This window comes from Alteromonas halophila (assembly GCF_014651815.1).
In the GTDB taxonomy this organism is placed as follows: domain Bacteria; phylum Pseudomonadota; class Gammaproteobacteria; order Enterobacterales; family Alteromonadaceae; genus Alteromonas; species Alteromonas halophila.
Genome location: NZ_BMXP01000002.1, coordinates 378,767 through 396,648 on the forward strand (window position 1 = coordinate 378,767; position 17,882 = coordinate 396,648).

17 protein-coding genes and 2 pseudogenes are annotated in these 17,882 nt (G+C 52.0%); 14 read left to right on the forward strand and 5 right to left on the reverse strand.

Annotated features, from left to right (window positions below):
- Positions 1-122: 122 nt before the first annotated feature.
- The 5 genes and pseudogenes from IE054_RS17950 to IE054_RS05765 form a co-directional block, all read left to right on the forward strand.
- A pseudogene (locus IE054_RS17950) lies at positions 123-1,511 on the forward strand (chemotaxis protein CheB); the annotation flags it as partial.
- Between the two features lie 1,113 nt (positions 1,512-2,624).
- Positions 2,625-4,643, forward strand: a pseudogene (locus tag IE054_RS17955) (putative bifunctional diguanylate cyclase/phosphodiesterase); the annotation flags it as partial.
- Between the two features lie 5 nt (positions 4,644-4,648).
- Entirely contained in the window at positions 4,649-6,163 is a 1,515-nt protein-coding gene (locus IE054_RS05755; RefSeq protein ID WP_189404243.1) for a GAF domain-containing protein, read from the forward strand.
- A gap of 44 nt (positions 6,164-6,207) precedes the next feature.
- Positions 6,208-6,876 (forward strand): HAD family hydrolase, encoded by a 669-nt coding sequence (locus IE054_RS05760; protein WP_189404247.1) that lies wholly within the window; start codon positions 6,208-6,210, stop codon positions 6,874-6,876.
- A 65-nt stretch (positions 6,877-6,941) separates the two neighbouring features.
- The gene (locus IE054_RS05765) at positions 6,942-8,228 is read left to right on the forward strand and encodes a hypothetical protein (RefSeq protein WP_189404248.1); all 1,287 of its coding nucleotides are present in this window, start codon (positions 6,942-6,944) and stop codon (positions 8,226-8,228) included.
- A 67-nt stretch (positions 8,229-8,295) separates the two neighbouring features.
- On the opposite strand, the gene IE054_RS05770 is transcribed toward IE054_RS05765, so the two are convergent.
- Positions 8,296-8,610, reverse strand: a complete 315-nt coding sequence (locus tag IE054_RS05770) for a hypothetical protein (protein ID WP_189404250.1) — start codon at positions 8,608-8,610, stop codon at positions 8,296-8,298.
- 140 nt (positions 8,611-8,750) lie between these two features.
- On the opposite strand from IE054_RS05770, the gene IE054_RS05775 reads away from it, so the two are divergent.
- Positions 8,751-8,951 (forward strand): hypothetical protein, encoded by a 201-nt coding sequence (locus IE054_RS05775; RefSeq protein ID WP_189404251.1) that lies wholly within the window; start codon positions 8,751-8,753, stop codon positions 8,949-8,951.
- On the opposite strand, the gene epmB is transcribed toward IE054_RS05775, so the two are convergent.
- Positions 8,948-9,973, reverse strand: coding sequence for an EF-P beta-lysylation protein EpmB (epmB, locus tag IE054_RS05780; RefSeq protein ID WP_189404252.1), 1,026 nt, complete (start codon positions 9,971-9,973; stop codon positions 8,948-8,950). The genes IE054_RS05775 and epmB overlap by 4 nt on opposite strands.
- A 33-nt stretch (positions 9,974-10,006) precedes the next feature.
- Between epmB and efp the strand changes: the two genes are divergently transcribed.
- The 4 genes from efp (at position 10,007) to IE054_RS05800 (ending at position 12,861) form a co-directional block, all read left to right on the forward strand.
- Complete coding sequence (gene efp / locus IE054_RS05785; RefSeq protein WP_189404254.1) at positions 10,007-10,576, forward strand: elongation factor P; 570 nt, start codon at positions 10,007-10,009, stop codon at positions 10,574-10,576.
- A gap of 67 nt (positions 10,577-10,643) precedes the next feature.
- The gene (epmA, locus tag IE054_RS05790) at positions 10,644-11,618 is read left to right on the forward strand and encodes an elongation factor P--(R)-beta-lysine ligase (RefSeq protein ID WP_189404256.1); all 975 of its coding nucleotides are present in this window, start codon (positions 10,644-10,646) and stop codon (positions 11,616-11,618) included.
- A gap of 97 nt (positions 11,619-11,715) precedes the next feature.
- On the forward strand, positions 11,716-12,351 hold the full coding sequence (locus IE054_RS05795; protein ID WP_189404258.1) for a gamma-glutamylcyclotransferase: 636 nt from the start codon (positions 11,716-11,718) through the stop codon (positions 12,349-12,351).
- Entirely contained in the window at positions 12,352-12,861 is a 510-nt protein-coding gene (locus tag IE054_RS05800) for a GNAT family N-acetyltransferase (protein WP_189404260.1), read from the forward strand.
- Between the two features lie 286 nt (positions 12,862-13,147).
- On the opposite strand, the gene IE054_RS05805 is transcribed toward IE054_RS05800, so the two are convergent.
- Positions 13,148-13,747: a peptidylprolyl isomerase gene (locus tag IE054_RS05805; protein WP_189404261.1), complete on the reverse strand. Its 600-nt coding sequence runs from the start codon at positions 13,745-13,747 to the stop codon at positions 13,148-13,150.
- A 64-nt stretch (positions 13,748-13,811) separates the two neighbouring features.
- Entirely contained in the window at positions 13,812-14,990 is a 1,179-nt protein-coding gene (locus IE054_RS05810; RefSeq protein WP_189404263.1) for a methyltransferase, read from the reverse strand.
- A gap of 30 nt (positions 14,991-15,020) precedes the next feature.
- On the opposite strand from IE054_RS05810, the gene IE054_RS05815 reads away from it, so the two are divergent.
- The 4 genes from IE054_RS05815 (at position 15,021) to IE054_RS05830 (ending at position 17,477) form a co-directional block, all read left to right on the forward strand.
- Positions 15,021-15,641, forward strand: a complete 621-nt coding sequence (locus IE054_RS05815; RefSeq protein WP_189404265.1) for an alpha-ketoglutarate-dependent dioxygenase AlkB family protein — start codon at positions 15,021-15,023, stop codon at positions 15,639-15,641.
- A 10-nt stretch (positions 15,642-15,651) separates the two neighbouring features.
- Positions 15,652-15,978, forward strand: coding sequence for a BolA family protein (locus IE054_RS05820; RefSeq protein WP_189404267.1), 327 nt, complete (start codon positions 15,652-15,654; stop codon positions 15,976-15,978).
- Positions 15,979-15,983: 5 nt separating this feature from the next.
- The gene (locus IE054_RS05825; RefSeq protein WP_229805017.1) at positions 15,984-16,565 is read left to right on the forward strand and encodes a nucleotidyltransferase family protein; all 582 of its coding nucleotides are present in this window, start codon (positions 15,984-15,986) and stop codon (positions 16,563-16,565) included.
- A gap of 198 nt (positions 16,566-16,763) precedes the next feature.
- Complete coding sequence (locus IE054_RS05830; RefSeq protein ID WP_189404269.1) at positions 16,764-17,477, forward strand: substrate-binding periplasmic protein; 714 nt, start codon at positions 16,764-16,766, stop codon at positions 17,475-17,477.
- Positions 17,478-17,516: 39 nt separating this feature from the next.
- Here the strand turns inward: IE054_RS05830 and IE054_RS05835 are convergent, their stop codons facing one another.
- On the reverse strand, positions 17,517-17,807 hold the full coding sequence (locus IE054_RS05835) for a hypothetical protein (RefSeq protein WP_189404271.1): 291 nt from the start codon (positions 17,805-17,807) through the stop codon (positions 17,517-17,519).
- Positions 17,808-17,882: the final 75 nt, after the last annotated feature.

Below are 17,882 nucleotides of genomic sequence, written 5' to 3' on the forward strand. Positions count from 1 at the left end.
AGCACACGGACAGGCTGTTTTACCTTCAATTATTAAATCTTCGGTGACCACCATCATTACATCAATCGATATGGTAGAGTCGCCGCGGTTTAGCCTGTGAAACAGCGGAGATGAAATCGCGTATGGATACAGATCAGAAAAGCAATGAGCCGGTGAAAAATGACTCGCCTTTTGTCGTAGGGCTGGGTTCATCGGCTGGTGGTATTGAAGCTTTAATCAATCTGGTTTCCGCATTGCCAGACGATCTCAATGCGTCCATTGTCGTGGCGCAGCATCTGTCACCTACCCATAAAAGTCAGATGACAGATATTCTGTCGCGTGAAACCGACTATAACGTCGAAGAAATCAGCAATAATATCCGGGTCAGAAAGAGTACCATTTACGTCGGGCCCCCGGGCTATCATATTGTGTATAAAGAGGGAAAGCTGCTTTTAGACAAGCATCCCGAAGAGGTCGCACCAAAACCGTCTGTCAATATTCTGTTTGAGTCGATGGCGGATGAGCTGGGTGATCATGCGATTGGCGTTGTTCTCTCAGGCACCGGTAATGACGGCTCGCGTGGCCTCAAAGCAATTAAAAGTGTCGGCGGTTTCGCACTGGTCCAGGATCCCGGCTCGTGTAAGTACGATGGCATGCCACGTTCGGCACTGGAAACGGTAGAAGTTGATCGGATCCTCGACGCTGAGGACGTAGGCCAGGAAGTGGCGAATATTACTCAGAATATCGCCCGCAGCCTGTTTCCGCCATCGGATGAGGCGCGCAATGAGCTTATGCAGGCGCTGTACAGCAAAATTCGCGAAGCCACGAAAATTGATTTTAGCTTTTATAAACAATCAACACTGTTAAGACGTGTCAATCGTCGCCTGATAGCCACGCAGAAGACCAGCCTGTCAGATTATCTCAGCCATCTGGAAAATAATCAGGATGAAGTTCTGGCTTTGTCTAAGGAGCTACTGATTTCGGTCACGGACTTCTTCCGTGACAGTCATGCATTTAAAGCCATCAAACTGTACGTTTCTGAGATCGTTGAAAAGAAGAACACGGGGGAGTCGGTACGGCTGTGGGTGGCTGGCTGTGCGACCGGTGAAGAGGCATATTCACTGGCACTGCTGTTTTTGGAAGAGATTGAAAATCAGCAAAAAGATTTGTCATTACAGGTGTTTGCTACTGATATTGATGATCAGGCACTGGCCGTTGCGCGAAAGGGCGCGTACAGCCCGCACGCCGTTAATTCACTGGATTCACGCTATATTGAAAAGTACTTTCAGTTTGTTAACGATGCCTACGTGCCGAAAAAACGATTACGTGATGTCATCACCTTTTCGCGACAGGATATTACCCGCGACCCGCCCTTTTTGCATCTGGACATGGTGTCGTTCAGAAATGTACTGATTTACTTCAATTCCGACCTGCAGCAACGTGTACTGTCATTGTTCCGCTATTCGCTGCTTAACGACGGGATCCTCTTTCTCGGTAAATCAGAGTCCATTGGTCTCAAAGAAGATCTGTTTGTCGCCATGGATCGCCGCTCGCGTATTTTCAAGGTCAGCGAAAACTCCAAGCGCCCGGCGATCCCTAAAATGCTGAAAAACAATATTTCAGCGCCACGTTCAAAAGACGTTGTCAGCAACAGTTATGAACGCATTTTCACACGCGCCGTGCTCGATCAGTACGGGCCGGCATTACTGATCAACAAAAGTTTTACCATCCTGCATTCGCACGGCACCCTGCATCCGTTTATTAACTTCCCGTCGGGTGTGCCGGACTTTAATTTGTCCAAGCTGATTACACCTGAGTTTTCCGCAGAACTGATTTCGTCTATGAATAAGGCGAAGCGAAGTGCACAGATCACGAAGGGGCGTGTGCGTCGTCTTGAAAGTGACAAAAGCAAGCGCTGGGTGCTGATAATTGTTCCGATTGAAGAGAAAGATCCTGAGCACTTTCTCATCAACTTCAGACCGGCCACTGATGACCGGCCGGTTGAGGAAAAGGAAGTTACAACCAAAGAAACGGAAGAGGCCGATGTCGCAGAGCTTATTGCGGCACGGGAGCAGCTTCAGACACTGACCGAGGAAATGGCGGCTTCTGCGGAAGAAATGCAGGCGCTGAATGAGGAAGTGCAGGCTGCTAATGAGGAACTGCAGGCCAATAACGAGGAACTCGAGGCGACCAACGAAGAGTTACAGGCCACCAACGAAGAGCTTATCAGCGTTAACGAAGAGAGTATGCGTAAATCCTCTGAGCTGGCCGCGATCAATTCCGAACTGGAAAGCGTCTATAACACACTCGACTTTCCGATCCTGGTGTTCGACACCGATCGCAGGCTCAATCGCACCAACGAAGCGGCAAACCGGCGTTATCACTTAAATACCGGCTCTTTTGGTCAGGCAATGCACGAGCTAAACCTGCCGGAATATTTTGAAGATATTGAGCAGCGTATTACCGGTACGCTGCGGACCGGGAACAAAGCCAACATCATCATAAAGCCCTCGGTTAAAGAAACCTACAATATCTTTGTTACGCCAATTTTTAATAACCGCGAGCGGATCACCGGCGCTATTCTGGTGATTATTGATAACTCGGAGCTGGTGCTGGCACACGAACGGATTGAAAAGAGCCAGGAACAACTGTTGTCGATTATGAACAACTCGCTGGCACTGATTGCGCTTAAGGATAACGCGGGTCGCTACGAATTTGTAAACACCCGGTTTGAAGAGCGTTTTGGTGTGAATGCACAGGATGTTATTGGCCGCACTGACGCCCAGGTGTTCGACAAACATATAGCCTCGCTGTTTCGTGAGCGCGACTTAGATACAATGCGCTCGCTGGCACCGCTGGAAACCGTCGATGAACTGGAAATAGACAGTGGAAAGGTTACGCTGGAAAGTGTGCGTTTTCCTATTTTCGATGCTGAAGGTACGATCAAATCCATCTGTACCCAGGCCACGGATGTCACCAAATCCCGCCATGCTAATGAACAGTTGCGTCTGGCAGGTAAACTGTTTGATAAAGCCAGCGACGCCATTCTGGTGACCGACAGTGACTGTAATATACTTACCGGTAACGATGCATTTACCGAGCTTACAGGCTACGAAGTCAGTGAGTTGATTGGTAAGCCGCCTTCCTCGCTGAAGTCTGATGACCACTCCAAAGCATTTTTCGATGAAATGAATGACAACCTGCAGGCATCGGGTTTCTGGCAGGGCGAGGTCATTAATCTGTGTAAGAACGGCGAGAAAAAACGGTTATGGCTGACCATGAGCGCCGTTCGCCATGGCGATGATAAGCCAGTGAATTACATTGCTACCTATAGCGATGTAGACGAAATAAAAAGTGTGCAGCGTAAAATTGAGTTTCTGGCTACCCATGACGAACTCACCCGCCTGCCCAACCGCACGGCGCTGCTGGAGCGTCTGGAACTGATGGTCAGCAACGCACGCCGTGCCGATACGCTGTGTGCGGTGTTGTTTATCGATCTGGACAACTTTAAAGATATCAATGATACCTTCGGCCACACTATCGGTGATCAGTTGCTTAAGCAGGTAGCCCGCCGTATCCGCGATAATTTACGTGACGTCGACTTACTCGCCCGCTTGGGCGGCGATGAATTTGTTGCGCTGGTAAGTGCCACGGCCATTGCTGAAATTGATGATGTTGCCAGCCGTATATCAAGCGCAGTCAGTACTGCCTTTGAGGTGAATGAACACGCGCTGCAGGTCTCGGCCAGTATCGGTATCAGCGTCTACCCGCAGGATGGCGATGATAGTCAGACACTGCTTAAGCACGCCGATGATGCCATGTACACCGCCAAAGATGCCGGCAAGAGTCAGTACCAGTACTTTACCGACGATATGCGTGAACAGGCCCGGGCGAAACACGCTACCCAGCAAATGCTTAAAAAGGCGCTGGACAACGATAGTTTTGAGCTGGAGTTTGAGGCGAAAGTTGATATTCCGAGCAACGCAATTGTCGGTGCCGTTGCGCACTTAAAGTATGACGGAGCCTGTATTCGGGGTGAAGAAGTCAGGCGTTTGCTGGACGCCGCAGAGCGCAGCGATGTGATCGCTTCACTGGACTTACACACCGTTGAACTGGTCATTCGTGCGATGCTTGACTGGCAAAAGCAGGGCGTAGCATTACCGCTAATCACCGTGGTGGTGTCGGACCGGCAATGGCATAAAACGGACTTTGCCAGCAGCGTGGCAAACCTGATTGATGCACATAAAGTGCCGGCAGAGAAACTGGTGTTTGAAATCAGTGAAACCTGTCTGGCAGAAGTAGACGAAACGGTGCAGCAGGAAGTAATGCAACTGCATAAAATGGGCGTCGGGGTCAGTGTCAGTGAGTTTGGTGGTGCGTCCTTTGCGCTACAAAACATGATTCATTCCGGGATTACTGAGATCAAACTGCCGGCTCAGTTAGTACAAAAACTAACACAGCAAAGCAGTGACGAAGCGCGCTTTATCACGGCAATTATAAGCTTTGCCAAGGCAATGGCATTAAAAGTGGTTGCTCCGGGCGTCACAAGCGAAGAGCAGCTTGATGCGTTAAAGCAAATGGGCTGTGAACTTGCCGAAGGCACCTATTTTGCTGATGGTATGGACAGGGTCCAGGTTGCAGAGAAGTTAAAACGGCAAGGCTAGGTGTTATGACAAGTGAAATCCAAAATCAGGAAGCGCTTACGGCCAACTGTGAAAAAGAACAGTTACATCTGAGCGGACAAATTCAGAACATTGGCTATATGATCGTAGCCGATGCCGACACGCTGGATATTGTTGCCGCCAGTGACAATATCAGCGGGCTTACCGGTGCTGACCCACAGCAGATGTTATCGCTTAGTCTGTCTGCCATGGACTGGCTGCCAGAATCGCTGTTAATTGAACTGAACAGCTCACCAGGCAGCAGAGCCTACGCCTTTAATCACTACATTCATAAAGAACGCATGCATCTGCGCAGTTTTCGTGCAGAGTCACGTATCATTATCGAAGTAGAGCCGGCCCGCAGCGAACACAGCTTTTCCTATGCGGGAAATAATGGCAAATTTCCTGGCTCGTCCCGGGACACAGACTGGGATGAAACTGACTACTGGAACCATCTGCTGGACGAACTCATGGCGATTTTGCCGTTTCACCGTTTTGTCCTGTATCGTTTCAGTGATGATTTTAGTGGCGAGGTCGTCGCTGAACGGGCAGAAGGCGGCGATACCCAGTATCTGGGCCTGAAATTTCCGGCATCAGACATCCCTGCGATTGCCCGTCAGATGTACTATGAAAACCCATCGCGGCTGATTGCCGATGTGAATGCGTCTGCGACAGACCTCATTGGCAAGGATGAAGAGACGGTCAATCTTACCTGGTCTGAGCTTCGTAGTGTGTCGCCTGTACACAATCAGTATCTGAAGAATATGGGGGTCTGTACGTCCTACTCCATTCCGCTGATGATCTCAAACCGGTTGTGGGGCATCGTGTCCTGTCATCATCCAACTGCTTTGCCCTTAGATGCCCAGTTTCGCTATGAAGCCGAGCAGTCTGTACGTCGTTTCTGTTCGACCTATGCCACCTATTTATCGCGGCGTAAACTGGCGATGCTGCGTGACTACGATGATGTGCTAAGCAGCCTGTTGGCACAGATGACGCTAACGGACGATGCAGACGAAGCCAACCAGTTTTTCGTCGACGCGCTAAAAGCGCGCTATGAGGCCAGCCATGTTGCGCTGCGGGTGAAGGACGGCTGGTATCACAGTGACCAAGAAGATGCGTTCAGTCAGGATTTAGATAAAATTGATCGTAAATACCGCCAGGATATCTCCGACTATATACTGCATACCCAGTCAGTACGGGACATCGACGGGCTCGGTGACATCACCGCTTCGCAGTTGCGTGGCCTGATGACGATTCGGGTTAGTTTTGAGCGCAATGCGCCGCGGTTGTATCTGTTCAGGCCGCCTGAAGCCCAGATCACGAACTGGGCGGGGAATCCGGATAAAAATAAACAGGCGCAGTCAGGCAGCAATGTGCTGTCGCCGCGCACCTCATTTGAAAAGTGGACACAAGTCAAAGGGGAGTCAAGCATGCCCTGGAGTACCGGCGACATTCTGTTTGCCAAAAAGGTCCGGGTGTCCATGCTTAACCTCATCAACCAATCGCATGGTAACTGGTCTTAAGGCCCTCCAGGGGCCTGCCAGTCACAGTCTGAAGAGAAGAGCGAATGACCGCAATAACATCACAGACCCGCGCCATCCTGTTTGATCATGATGGCACCCTGATTGATTCAGAGCGTACCCACTTCGAACTCTGGCAGGCCATTGCCAGAGAACAGGGGGTAACGATTGATCATGACTTTTACTGCCGGGTAATGGCAGGGATCCCGGTGAAACAGAATGCACAGGACCTGGTGTCGCATTTCTCTTTGTCGGTGGGTGCCGATGTACTGGCTGAGAAGAAATATGCAGCCATGCGTGACTTTCTGGCTACCCAGGCGTTCCCACTGATGCCGGGCGCAAAGGCCGTCATTCAGGCCAGTGTCGAAGCAGGTTATACGCTTGCTATTGTAACCGGCGGCAGCGGCTTATCGGTGCGCCGCACGATAGAAAAACACGGACTGGACGGGCTGTTTAGCACGGTCGTTGCAGCGGAAGACGTGGTCCGCTCCAAACCAGCCCCGGACTGTTATAACCTGGCACTGAAGCAACTGAAGTTTAGCAGTGAGCAGGCTATTGCGGTTGAAGATACAGTACATGGCATGCAGGCAGCGCTGGCGGCGAAGCTGCGCTGTGTGGCGATCCCGGGCGATTATTCTGACGGTCAGGACTTTTCGGCCGCAACCGTGACTTATGCGTCACTGCAAGACTGGTGTGCGGCGGAACTTAATGACTGAATAAGGCGTCTGACACCGCATTATACCGCCCGGAACCACAAACCTATGCTAAAGAGAGTCTCGACGTGAAAGTTGTCCGCGGTTTACTGATCATCGTAATACTGTTTGCGGTAGCCATGTTTGCGCTTGGTGTGCTGATGGTAGAGCGCAGCCCGCTTGTGACGGTGAGTGCATCGACTCAGGTCAGCCAGGCGGACACCGTAAACCCGCTGCTAAGGCAGGTAGAGCTTGCGTTACGCGACCGCCATGAGCGACATGTTATTACCGTATCTCAACAGCAGTTTGAGAGTCTGGTTGGGGTGGTCCAGCGCGGCATTCCTGCATTTCGTGGTGCAATGAAAACGACACCCGAGGCAGGCGAGCTGACATTCAGTATCGCACTGGCCGAATCGGACTGGTATATCAATATTGAAACCCGGGTTTTACCGGGCGATGAGCTAGCGCTGGACTATCTGCGCATTGGCGATCTTGTGATGCCGGGCAATCTGAGTCTGTCAGTGATGGAGTTTGTCCTCAATACCTGGACACGCAGTGACATTGCTACTCAAGCGCGTTCCCGTATCCGGCGTGTCATGTTGTTACCGGATACGATTAAAGTCCACCTCGCGCCACTTGATAGTCTGCTGAAGCAACTGAATGAGGTGAAAAATGGCTTATCGGTCGACCAGGACGATGAGCTAAAAGAACTGACGGCCTATTATTTTCGATACATTGCCGGTCGCGAACTGGCGTTGCGTGACACGCCGCAATCACTGCTGGCCTATATGAAAGAGGGCATGGCGCGTGCCCGGGAACGCAGTAATTCGCAGAATGCGGCACTGCATAATAAAGCGGTGATCCTGGCGCTGTCCGTGTTTGTCGGGCACCACCGAATCGCGAACTTTATTGGTGATATTCATTCAGATCCGCTGCGCGCACTAAAACCCAAAACACCGGCGATTTTACGCGACAGGCCTGATCTTGCTCGACATTTCATTATCTCGGGGGCGCTGAAACTACTGTCTCAGGATGACATTTCACTGGCGATTGGCGAGTTCAAGGAACTGATGGACCGGGCGATGGGCGGTAGCGGCTACAGCTTTGTCGATTTGTCGGCGGATATGGCGGGGGTGGCCTTTGCCAATGTTGCTACGGATCCGGCCTACGCCGCACATGTGCAGTCCGTAATCATCAATGCCAGTGATGAGTCGGTCATCATGCCGGAAATTGACGGCTTACCGGAAGGATTCAGCAAGCAGCAGTTTGAAGCGCAGTACGGACAGGTTGACAGCCCGGCGTATCGGCAGCAGGTGGCGCGCATCAATGCACGCTTGCGCCGCATTGACATCTACAGGCCGGTGCTGGGTAACTAAATTTGCCGCTTTTCCTGCAAAGGGCACTGTACGGTTACCCCAGCCACCGGCCACGCTTCAGGCCTGATCAGCCCTTTTTCAGTGTTTCCTGAAATTGACTTAAGGTTCTAAGTGCAAGTTCTATTTTTGTCACCAGTAACGGCAGTGCCTGTTTAGCCGTGTCTTCATCCATGTCTTTGAGGGCCTGCCAGTCACTGGCAATTTCCTCTACATACGGGCCGAACCGCTTGGCGTTGGTAGTAAAGGGGCTGTCACTTGCAAAAATGGCCGCAAACTTGCCCTGCTGCGACTGTTGTAACTGATCAAGTGCGCGATCCGCATCAATCGATTTACGGTGAAGTACAGAAAGGGTGTCCTGTAACTGTTGATGAATTGCCTGCATGTTTCTCCGGATAAAAAAGACTAAAGATTTACTAAACCATGTCGATACAAGGGGAGATGCGGTTAAGTCTGTCGCATCTTCCTTAAGCGGGTAATTTTGCCCGCTTTTGATTGTAGCTACAAGCAACTAAGGAAACTGGTATGGATCTACAAGGTGCTAACGCCTCTGGAACGTCCGGTGCGTCGCTTGAGTTGGCCTCTCTTAAAATGGCAAAAGACCAGCAAAAACAAGAGGGACAAGCAACGCTTCAGCTATTGGAGTCAACCGCTTCATCTGCTGACGTACCAAAATCGACATCTGCAAACCCGGCCATAGGTGCCAACATTAATACCTTCGCCTAAGGATGCAGCTGTAAATCGACAGGCGTTTTGCCAGGCTGGCCGCCAATCTCCCTGACGAGTTTTGGTACCAGAAAACCTGGCAGGCGCTTTATAACTTCTGCCATGATCGCCCGGGCGGTCTCATCATCCAGATAAAAGTGCGACGCCCCGCCGACTTTATCCAGCATATGCAGGTAGTACGGCAGAATTCCAGCCTCAAACAGCGCTTCACTCAGCGCCACCTGCGCCTGTCCTGAATCATTGACCCCTTTAAGCAGCACCGCCTGATTTAACAGTGTCACTCCAGCCTCACGCAACCTGACAAGCCGTGCTTTCAGCTCATCACTGACCTCACTGGCATGATTAATATGTAATACCAGAATGCGCTGCAGTGGACTTGATGCAAACCAGTCGAAAAATTCGGTGTCCAGACGCGCAGGCAGCACGACTGGCAGGCGGGTATGGATCCGCAAACGCCGGATATGGCTGATGCCGGCAATTTCGTCTGCCAGCCAGGCCAGGTGGCTGTCCTTGGCCATCAGCGGGTCGCCACCGGAGAGGATCACCTCATTGACCTCTGGTGTGGTACGCAGGTAGTCCAGAGACTGCACGAACTGCTTACGACTGGCGGCATTATCTGCATAAGGGAAGTGGCGGCGAAAGCAATACCGGCAGTTTACGGCGCAACCGCCGCGCACAATCAGCAGCACCCGGCTCTGGTATTTATGCAGTAAACCGGGCAACTCGGTGTCGTGCTCATCCAGCGGATCGCTGGTAAATCCCGGTGCCTGGGTGAATTCATCACGCAGTGGCAGCACCTGACGCAGCAACGGATCATGTGGGTCGCCTTTGCGCATCAGTGAGGCAAAGTGGCGGGGCACACGCATCGGAAAAAGCTGGCGGGCCTGGCTGTCTTTTAGAAAGTCTTCCGGGTTTAATGACAGGTAGCGAAGCAGGCTGGCCGGGTCGGTAAAACTCATTGCCAGTTCTTTTAGCCAGTTATGCTCTACAGAAATCGTTTTTTTAGGTATCATTTGCCCCACAGATTTTTACTCTAATGCGTTAACAGAGGAACTATGGCGAATATAAGCACCAACGAGTTCAAAGGCGGCCTGAAAATCATGCTGGACGGCGAACCCTGTACCATTATGGAAAACGAATACGTTAAACCAGGCAAGGGACAGGCGTTCAACCGGGTTAAAATCCGTAAGCTGATTTCAGGCAAAGTGCTGGAAAAAACCTTCCGCTCCGGTGAAACGGTAGAAAGCGCAGACGTGGTGGATACTGAGCTGGCTTACCTGTACACCGATGGCGAATTCTATCACTTTATGAATAACGAAACATTCGAACAAATCGCAGCAGATGAAAAAGCGGTGGGTGATAATGTGAAATGGCTGGTGGAAAATGACGTGTGCACCATTACGTTGTGGAACGGCTCGCCAATCACTGTAACCCCCCCGAACTTCGTTGAACTGGAGATCACTGAAACTGATCCGGGCCTGAAAGGCGATACTGCCGGTACCGGCGGCAAACCGGCGACGTTGAGCACCGGTGCCGTGGTACGTGTGCCATTGTTTGTGCAAACCGGTGAAGTGATCAAGGTTGATACCCGCAGTGGCGAGTACGCATCACGGGCACAAAAATAACGCTGCAATCACACTTTTCTGTCCATACTATGCTGCCGCTCGGGCAGCATAGTGTTTCGGTGACGTTATGACAGACTCTACCTGGCAACCCACCAGCTCCCATCAGGCGCGCCTGGCACGGGCGACACTGTTGCGCCGTGTCCGGCAGTTTTTTGATGAGCGCGACGTGCTTGAGGTTGAAACACCGCTGTTGTCTCATGGTACGGTTACCGACGTTTATCTGGATGCCTTTGCCACCCAGTTCGATGGCGGCGGCGGGCAGCCAGCGACCCCGCTGTTCCTGCAAACTTCACCTGAATATGCCATGAAGCGCTTGCTGTGCGCGCAAAGCGGTCCAATCTATCAGATTTGCAAAGCCTTTCGTCATGAAGGCGAAGGACGCTGGCATAACCCGGAGTTCACGATGCTGGAGTGGTACCGCCCGGGCTTTGACCATCAGGCGCTGATGGACGAGGTGGACGCATTGCTGCAGGTCTGCCTGGATACGCCAGGGGCCACCAGGCACGCCTATCAGGCACTTTTTTTACACTATCTGAATATCGATCCTCTGACGGCAGATAAGTCTGTGCTAATTGACGCGCTTGATCGCCACAGTATCGATATCGATAGCCCGCAATCACTGAGTACCGACAGCCTTCTGCAACTGCTGTTTGGCGCTGTGATTGAGCCACAGATTGGCCACAACGCCCCCGCTTTTGTGTACGGCTTTCCCGCTTCGCAGGCGGCACTGGCACGGCTAAACAGCGATGATCCGCGCACCGCAGACCGGTTCGAGCTGTATTATCAGGGCGCAGAGCTTGCCAATGGTTTTTTTGAATTAAGCGATGCCAGCGAGCAACAACAGCGCTTCAGGCAGGACAACGCGCAGCGCAACACACTTAACCTGCCAGAGAGGCCAGTCGATCATCACTTGCTTGATGCATTAAAAAGCGGGCTGCCATCCTGCGCGGGCGTGGCACTGGGTCTCGACCGGCTGCTGATGATTCAGCTAGGTGCCAGCCACATTCATGATGTGCTGAATTTTCCGCTGAGCCGCGCCTGACTGTCCTATCTGAATAATTCCCCCGAATGGGGGGGATGACTTGCACCACCCCAGGAAAAACGCGTAGCATAGACTGTTATTAGTCTCTGGAGGTGGCATGCAGCAGGCAATTCTGGACACGTGGTTTGAACAGGTTTCGCAGCCTTACCTGGTGCTGGGTTACGGCAGCCTGATGAGTGCCGACAGCCGTCAGCGCTTTTCTGAAATACAGGTGCCAGGCTTACCGGTGATGGTCGAGGGCTTTTACCGGGCCTGGGTAACCCGCAGCGAAACCGAACAGCAGACGTACGTCGGCGCCATCGCAGAACGCGGTGCCTCGCTGAATGCCCAGTTGATCCCTGCTTCGATAGATCCTGCTCTGGAAGACCGGGAAAAAGACTACCGGTTTGTGCCTGTCAGTCTGGCGTCGGTTGATTTTTCCTTACCTGCAGAGCAGGCGCGGGCATTAGGCGACTGGCTGTCAGAAAAAACACTGTTTATCTGCGAAACCCTTGATAGCCAGCCGGCAGATACATCGTTTCCGGTCAGTCAGACCTATATTGATACCTGTCTGGCAGGCTGCCTTGAGCATGGTGGCACAGGCGAGGCCAGACGATTTATTCAGACCACACGGGGCTGGCAGCATCCACGCCGACAGGACCGCGACAGGCCGTACTATCCACGGGCTGCCCACGTCGCGCCAGCGGTTCTTCAGCAAATCGATGCCTTGCTCTCAGGTGCCGGAGGCGCATAAATGAAATCGCCTGTTATTGATACGCCCCGGTTAATCTTGCGGGGGCTGGTTGAAGATGATGCAGACTGGGTACATACCCTCAATCACGACCCTCTGTGGCTACGGTATATTGGCGACCGTGGTGTGGCGTCGCTGGGTGACGCGCATGATTATATCGCGCGTAGCCAGCAGCAAATGCACGAGTGGGGGTTCAGTATACTGGCGATTATTGACAGACAGAGTGAACGTCCGGTGGGGATGTGTGGCTTGCTCAGGCGGCCTTATTTTGAAGTGCCGGAACTGGGGTTTGCACTCTTGCCTGAAGGTCGGGGGAAAGGAATAGGGCAGGAAGCTGCCCGTTACGTGGTGAACTACGCAAAATATACGCTTGGCTTTCACCAGGTCCTGGCGTCGGTCAATCCGGCCAACGCGTCTTCTATTAAGCTGTTAGAGAATACCGGGTTTATCCGGCTGGGACAGCTGTTTGCGCCCCAGTTATCCGGTCAGCTTCTGTACGCGCTTTCAGACTAAGCCACGCCCATTTTTCGTGCTGCCTCGGTGAGTGGTCTGAGACCTCGGGCAATCTCATCATCCAGGCTGTTCGCCAGCCTGATAAGCCTCCAGATTCTTCTCACCGCACAAGACTGCCAGTTTACCGAACGCTTCTGTTGTCGGCAGAAAAAACCAAAACCAGGTCGTTTCAAAAAAATATTCGTCAATAGACTCACAGTCCTCACACCACATACTACTCTCATACACATATTAAAAAGTAATACGGGTACGGCACGCTAAAATATTCAGTTCTATGAATATTTTTTCATAATGGCGGCAGTATCTCAGCCTTTTTCAGAATGACCGATTCTTTTGGCGCATGCGGGGCATTCAGGGTAATCTCATACTCGGTTTCGACCTCGGAGATGGCCTCAATCACGTCTTCGCCTTCCAGGATCGTACCAAATACCGTATAGCCCCAGTCTTTACCCGGATCGAGGCTGGTATTATCGTTGAGATTAAAAAAGAACTGCCGGGTAGCGGTATGGGGATCGTTCTGACGCGCCATGGCAATAGAATACAAGGTGTTCTTCAGGCCGTTACCGGACTCGTTAAAAATTTCGCCAAACGATACTTTTTCCTCAAGGTCAGTATTGTACCCGCCGCCCTGAACTACAAAGCCGGGGACGACACGGTGGAAAATCGTGTTGTTATAGCTGCCGGTATCGACATAGGTCAAAAAATTGTTCACGGTGATAGGCGCGCGACGACGGTACAGTTCAACCACAATCTCGCCCATGGTGGTGGTCAGCTTAACCCTAGGGTAGTAATTATCGGGCTGGATATCCGCGCCGTCTTTTTTGTTTTTTGCTGACACTGAGGCCGTGAGCGTCAGTAACAGTGTCAGTAGCATAATGCGAAGCATAGGCTTTCCTCGTGAAAGGTGCTGGCAAGGCCGGATCACTGTTGTGATGTGCCTGCCACACAAATTAACGTTTAGCTGCTCCCAAGATAACGAACTTGTTGTGGCTTGCAAGCACTTTTACCCCGCCAAACAGGCGCTTAAGCTTGGTGTGGTAATCAAGGTGACGGTTACCGACAACGATCAGCTGGCCACCCCTGGTCAGCAGTTGTCGTGACTCACTGAACATTTGCCAGGCGATATGATCAGTAATGGTATTGTGCTGATGAAAGGGTGGGTTGCAAATTACTTTGTTTACGCTGTTTGCATGCGTCTTCAGCAGACTTTCAAGGCAGTTGCTGATATGAAAGGTACAGTCGTCTAACTGCTCAGGCAGATTGCGGCTTACGCTTTCTCTGGCACTGGCAAGCGCCATGTAGGATTCGTCCACAAAATGCACCTCTGTACCGGGTGCCATGTCCAGTGCACTGAGTCCCAGCACGCCATTTCCACAGCCCAAATCAATCAGGGTGTCTGACGGCCTAATCTGCATATGCTCCAGCATAAAACGGGCGCCGATATCCAGCGATGTACGTGAAAACACATTCGCGTGATTGTGCATGGTCACAGTGCGCCCTGATGTAAGCGAACACTGCCAGGTGGTCGGGTAGGGAGAAGAGAGAGTCTGGGCCTTGCCCGGCGTGGCGAAAATTAGTCGTGATTTCTTTTTCGCCAGTGAAGTGCGCGTCGTGCCAATGTACTTTTCGAACAACGCCAGTACTGACGACGTAACGCTTCTCACTTTGCCGGTAGCGACAATGACAGTGTCAGGTGTCATTACGCCAGCAAGCTGAATAAGCTGATGTTCAAGCAGCGCCAGTGTACGCGGAACACGGATAAGCACCAGTTGTGGTGAGGCTGGCAGCGGCGTCATCACCGAATGTGCACTGACCGGCGCGGTTACACGCTGGTCACTGACCTGCACGTCGTGGCCGTTTTGTGCCAGGTTCACCGCCAGTGAGCGGTGCGAAATATGAGAATCGGAGAGCCACACTGGCGAACGGTCGGCAAACCAGCACCCCAGCGCACCAAAATCGTCATTGAAAATGATACACTTGCTGTGTAGCTGTGGGGCAATATTCTGCTCAACATAGTCGATCAGTAACTCATCGGCACCGTCCCACGCCTGCAGGCTTTTATGCTGCTTTTCCTGCGGATAGCGAACCAGGGTAAGGTGGCGGTTGTTTAAAGAGAATTGTGTATTCATGGTCACCAATTACAATGTGGAGTGAACAGCATGCAGATGTCGCTGTTTTCAGATCCGGCACCAGCTTCGCAGTCGTCTGTCAGACTGCCATTGCCTGATGCAGACGTGCAGTATTATCCGCGCTGGCTGACCCAAGCGCAAGCCACCGCATTACAGCATGAGCTTGAAACAACGCTGCCCTGGCGTCAGGATACGGTGCATCTGTTTGGTAAAACCATGCCGATTCCGCGATTGCAGTCATGGCACGGCGATCCTGGCTGTGAATATGGCTATTCGGGCATGCGCCTGTCACCGAGTGCTTGGACAGAGGCCCTTACGACGCTGCGTGAACGCTGCCAGCGTACTACCGGCTGCCCGTTTAACAGCGTGCTGGCAAACTGGTATCGGGATGGCGCCGACAGTATGAGTCTGCATGCCGACGATGAACCGGAGCTGGGGCCTGATCCTGTGATCGCCTCTGTCTCTCTGGGGGAAGCCCGGCCCTTTATATTCAAGCACAAGCACAGCAAAGAGCGCATTACTCAGGTACTTGAGCACGGCAGTCTGCTTGTCATGGGGCACGGGACACAAGCACATTACCTGCATGGGATAAATAAAAGCCGAAAGTTACTGAGCAGCAGAATTAATCTGACTTTCCGATACCTTCGCTGAGGAGCAAAAAGTGGAAAATGTAAAACAGTTTATTCAGGACACCCTGACAAGTGAACTGTCACCGGTATTGCTTGAGGTGACAGACGAAAGCTATATGCACAATGTACCGGAAGGCGCGCAGTCGCATTTTAAGGTAACGGTTGTCAGCGAACATTTTACTGGCAGTCGGCTGATTGCCCGGCACCGTCAGGTAAACGGCCTGCTCAGTGAGGCACTTGAAGGACCGGTACATGCACTGGCGCTGCATACCTTTACACCACAGGAGTGGGAGAAGCGCGGCGGGCAGGCCACAGCGTCTCCGGCCTGTCTGGGTGGCAGTCGCCTCGACAACCGGTAGCGTCGGTGCCTGACCAGATCCAGGGGGCCTCGACCTCGCAACTGCACCGTACCTGCGCGATCATTCGACAGGACCCCTTTCGCATGCGTTGCCTGCGTGCAGTCCGGGAGCTTTCGCTGCCGGACTGGTTTATTGCTGCGGGCTTTGTGCGCAATGCCATATGGGATGCGCTGCATGAGCAGTCTTCCACGCCTTTAAATGATGTCGATCTGGTTTATTATGATAAAGACAATGTCAGCAGAGACAGTGAAATGCGTTTACAGGAAAGGCTGACATCCCTGTGCCCTGACGCAGTCTGGCAGGTGAAGAATCAGGCGCGAATGCATACAAAATACGGACGAGCCCCTTATACCGACTGCAGCGATGCGATTGCTCACTGGATAGAGCTGCCCACCTGCGTTGGCGTGCGATTACAGCCAGATGATGGGTTACTGGTGTGCGCACCATTCGGACTAAGTGCTGTTTTTTCACTGCAGGTGGCGATCAATCCACGTTATCCGCAACCGGCCGTTTTTCGGCAGCGTGTAAAGCAGAAAAACTGGCAGGCAAACTGGCCGCAACTGCACATCGTCTCAGCACAAGCCTGACCATCCGAGGCGCCGATTATCGCAGCCGTTGCGGTATTAATCGTAGTATGGGCCAGTCATCAATGACGGGCTGTTATCATAATGTAACTAAAGGATTGAAAAGCCAGTAGTATGCTTTTCAATGCGCAGATATACACAAGGACAGGGGAAAAACACATGTGGCTTGCGCCTTCCCGCCGGAGCGGCGTCATCAGAAAAATGCTACGTATACTAGTAACGCTGTGCATCAGCTTTCCTCTGACTGCTCAGGCTGCACAACCGGTGCTGCAAAGCTCGGTGTCGCCGGAGTTTCCTGATGGCCTGCACGCAAAATACCTTCGTTATATAGCGCAAAAAATGGACAGTGACCTGGCTATCTACCCCATGCCGTTTGCCCGTCGTATTGATGCACTGAAGCAGGGGGAAATCGATATCATGGTAGGGCTTAAAAACGCCTACGAAGAGGACGGCTTTGTGTATTTAAAGCCAGCCTATGAAGACCTTAGAAATACCTACTTTATTCGTGCAGATCATGGCGAAACCCTGCAATCGGCGAAGGATCTGTCTTCACTGGTTGTCGGGGTGACGATTGATAATCCGGCATCGATGCTGGACCTGAAAGGCATGTACCGGGCGGTGGTCCGGGTATCCAGTCTGCGGCAAAAAATTCAGTTGCTGCATTTAGGCCGAATCGATGCGTTTACACACTTTGAAAGTAGCACCCGTCTTGAACTTAGGGAGCTGGGGCTGGATGACGAAATTATTGTTGCAGACTATCAGCCAGGAAAAATACGCAGCTATTATGTTGGCCTGAGTAAACAGTCAGACTTCTACCCGGACCGACAAAAGCTCAACCGGATTATTGAGCAGGGTGTTGCCAACGGCGATTTCGCCGCCCTTCGCCGTGCCCATGAAAACGCCGCTCAGCCGTAGCTACGCGCCTGCGGCGATATGGCAACAGGTAGGCCGGTTTCAGGGGGCGCGCATGACACGTAAAAACCAGCCAACAAACACAGACACCAGTAACCCAAAAAAACCAATACTGACAGTAATAAAAAGCAGGTGACCAGAAAAATCGACGTTTTCGCCGGTGCGTTCACTGATGAGTACGCCTGAGGCCTGAAAAATGTATAGCGCAGCAATACTGAGCAGTAAAATTACCGCGCTTGACATAAGCGTTGCACCCCAGAAAGATTTCGGGGCAAACCAATGAATGATAAAGGCAACAACGACGGCCAGGCCGGTGAGTAAATAAGGGACCACGCATACTCCTGTGAAAGTGCAACTGGGTGTCTACAGGCGCGTATTATTGCTGAGTCGGCAGGGAATTAAAACCAT

What these genes read in the sequence shown, in the direction of transcription:
- IE054_RS05755 (WP_189404243.1), top strand. Translation starts at nt 4,649, where the DNA reads ATGACAAGTGAAATCCAAAATCAGGAAGCGCTTACGGCCAACTGTGAA.
- IE054_RS05760 (WP_189404247.1), top strand. Translation starts at nt 6,208, where the DNA reads ATGACCGCAATAACATCACAGACCCGCGCCATCCTGTTTGATCATGAT.
- IE054_RS05770 (WP_189404250.1), bottom strand. Translation starts at nt 8,610, where the DNA reads ATGCAGGCAATTCATCAACAGTTACAGGACACCCTTTCTGTACTTCAC.
- IE054_RS05775 (WP_189404251.1), top strand. Translation starts at nt 8,751, where the DNA reads ATGGATCTACAAGGTGCTAACGCCTCTGGAACGTCCGGTGCGTCGCTT.
- efp (WP_189404254.1), top strand. Translation starts at nt 10,007, where the DNA reads ATGGCGAATATAAGCACCAACGAGTTCAAAGGCGGCCTGAAAATCATG.
- epmA (WP_189404256.1), top strand. Translation starts at nt 10,644, where the DNA reads ATGACAGACTCTACCTGGCAACCCACCAGCTCCCATCAGGCGCGCCTG.
- IE054_RS05795 (WP_189404258.1), top strand. Translation starts at nt 11,716, where the DNA reads ATGCAGCAGGCAATTCTGGACACGTGGTTTGAACAGGTTTCGCAGCCT.
- IE054_RS05800 (WP_189404260.1), top strand. Translation starts at nt 12,352, where the DNA reads ATGAAATCGCCTGTTATTGATACGCCCCGGTTAATCTTGCGGGGGCTG.
- IE054_RS05805 (WP_189404261.1), bottom strand. Translation starts at nt 13,747, where the DNA reads ATGCTTCGCATTATGCTACTGACACTGTTACTGACGCTCACGGCCTCA.
- IE054_RS05810 (WP_189404263.1), bottom strand. Translation starts at nt 14,990, where the DNA reads ATGAATACACAATTCTCTTTAAACAACCGCCACCTTACCCTGGTTCGC.
- IE054_RS05815 (WP_189404265.1), top strand. Translation starts at nt 15,021, where the DNA reads ATGCAGATGTCGCTGTTTTCAGATCCGGCACCAGCTTCGCAGTCGTCT.
- IE054_RS05830 (WP_189404269.1), top strand. Translation starts at nt 16,764, where the DNA reads ATGCTACGTATACTAGTAACGCTGTGCATCAGCTTTCCTCTGACTGCT.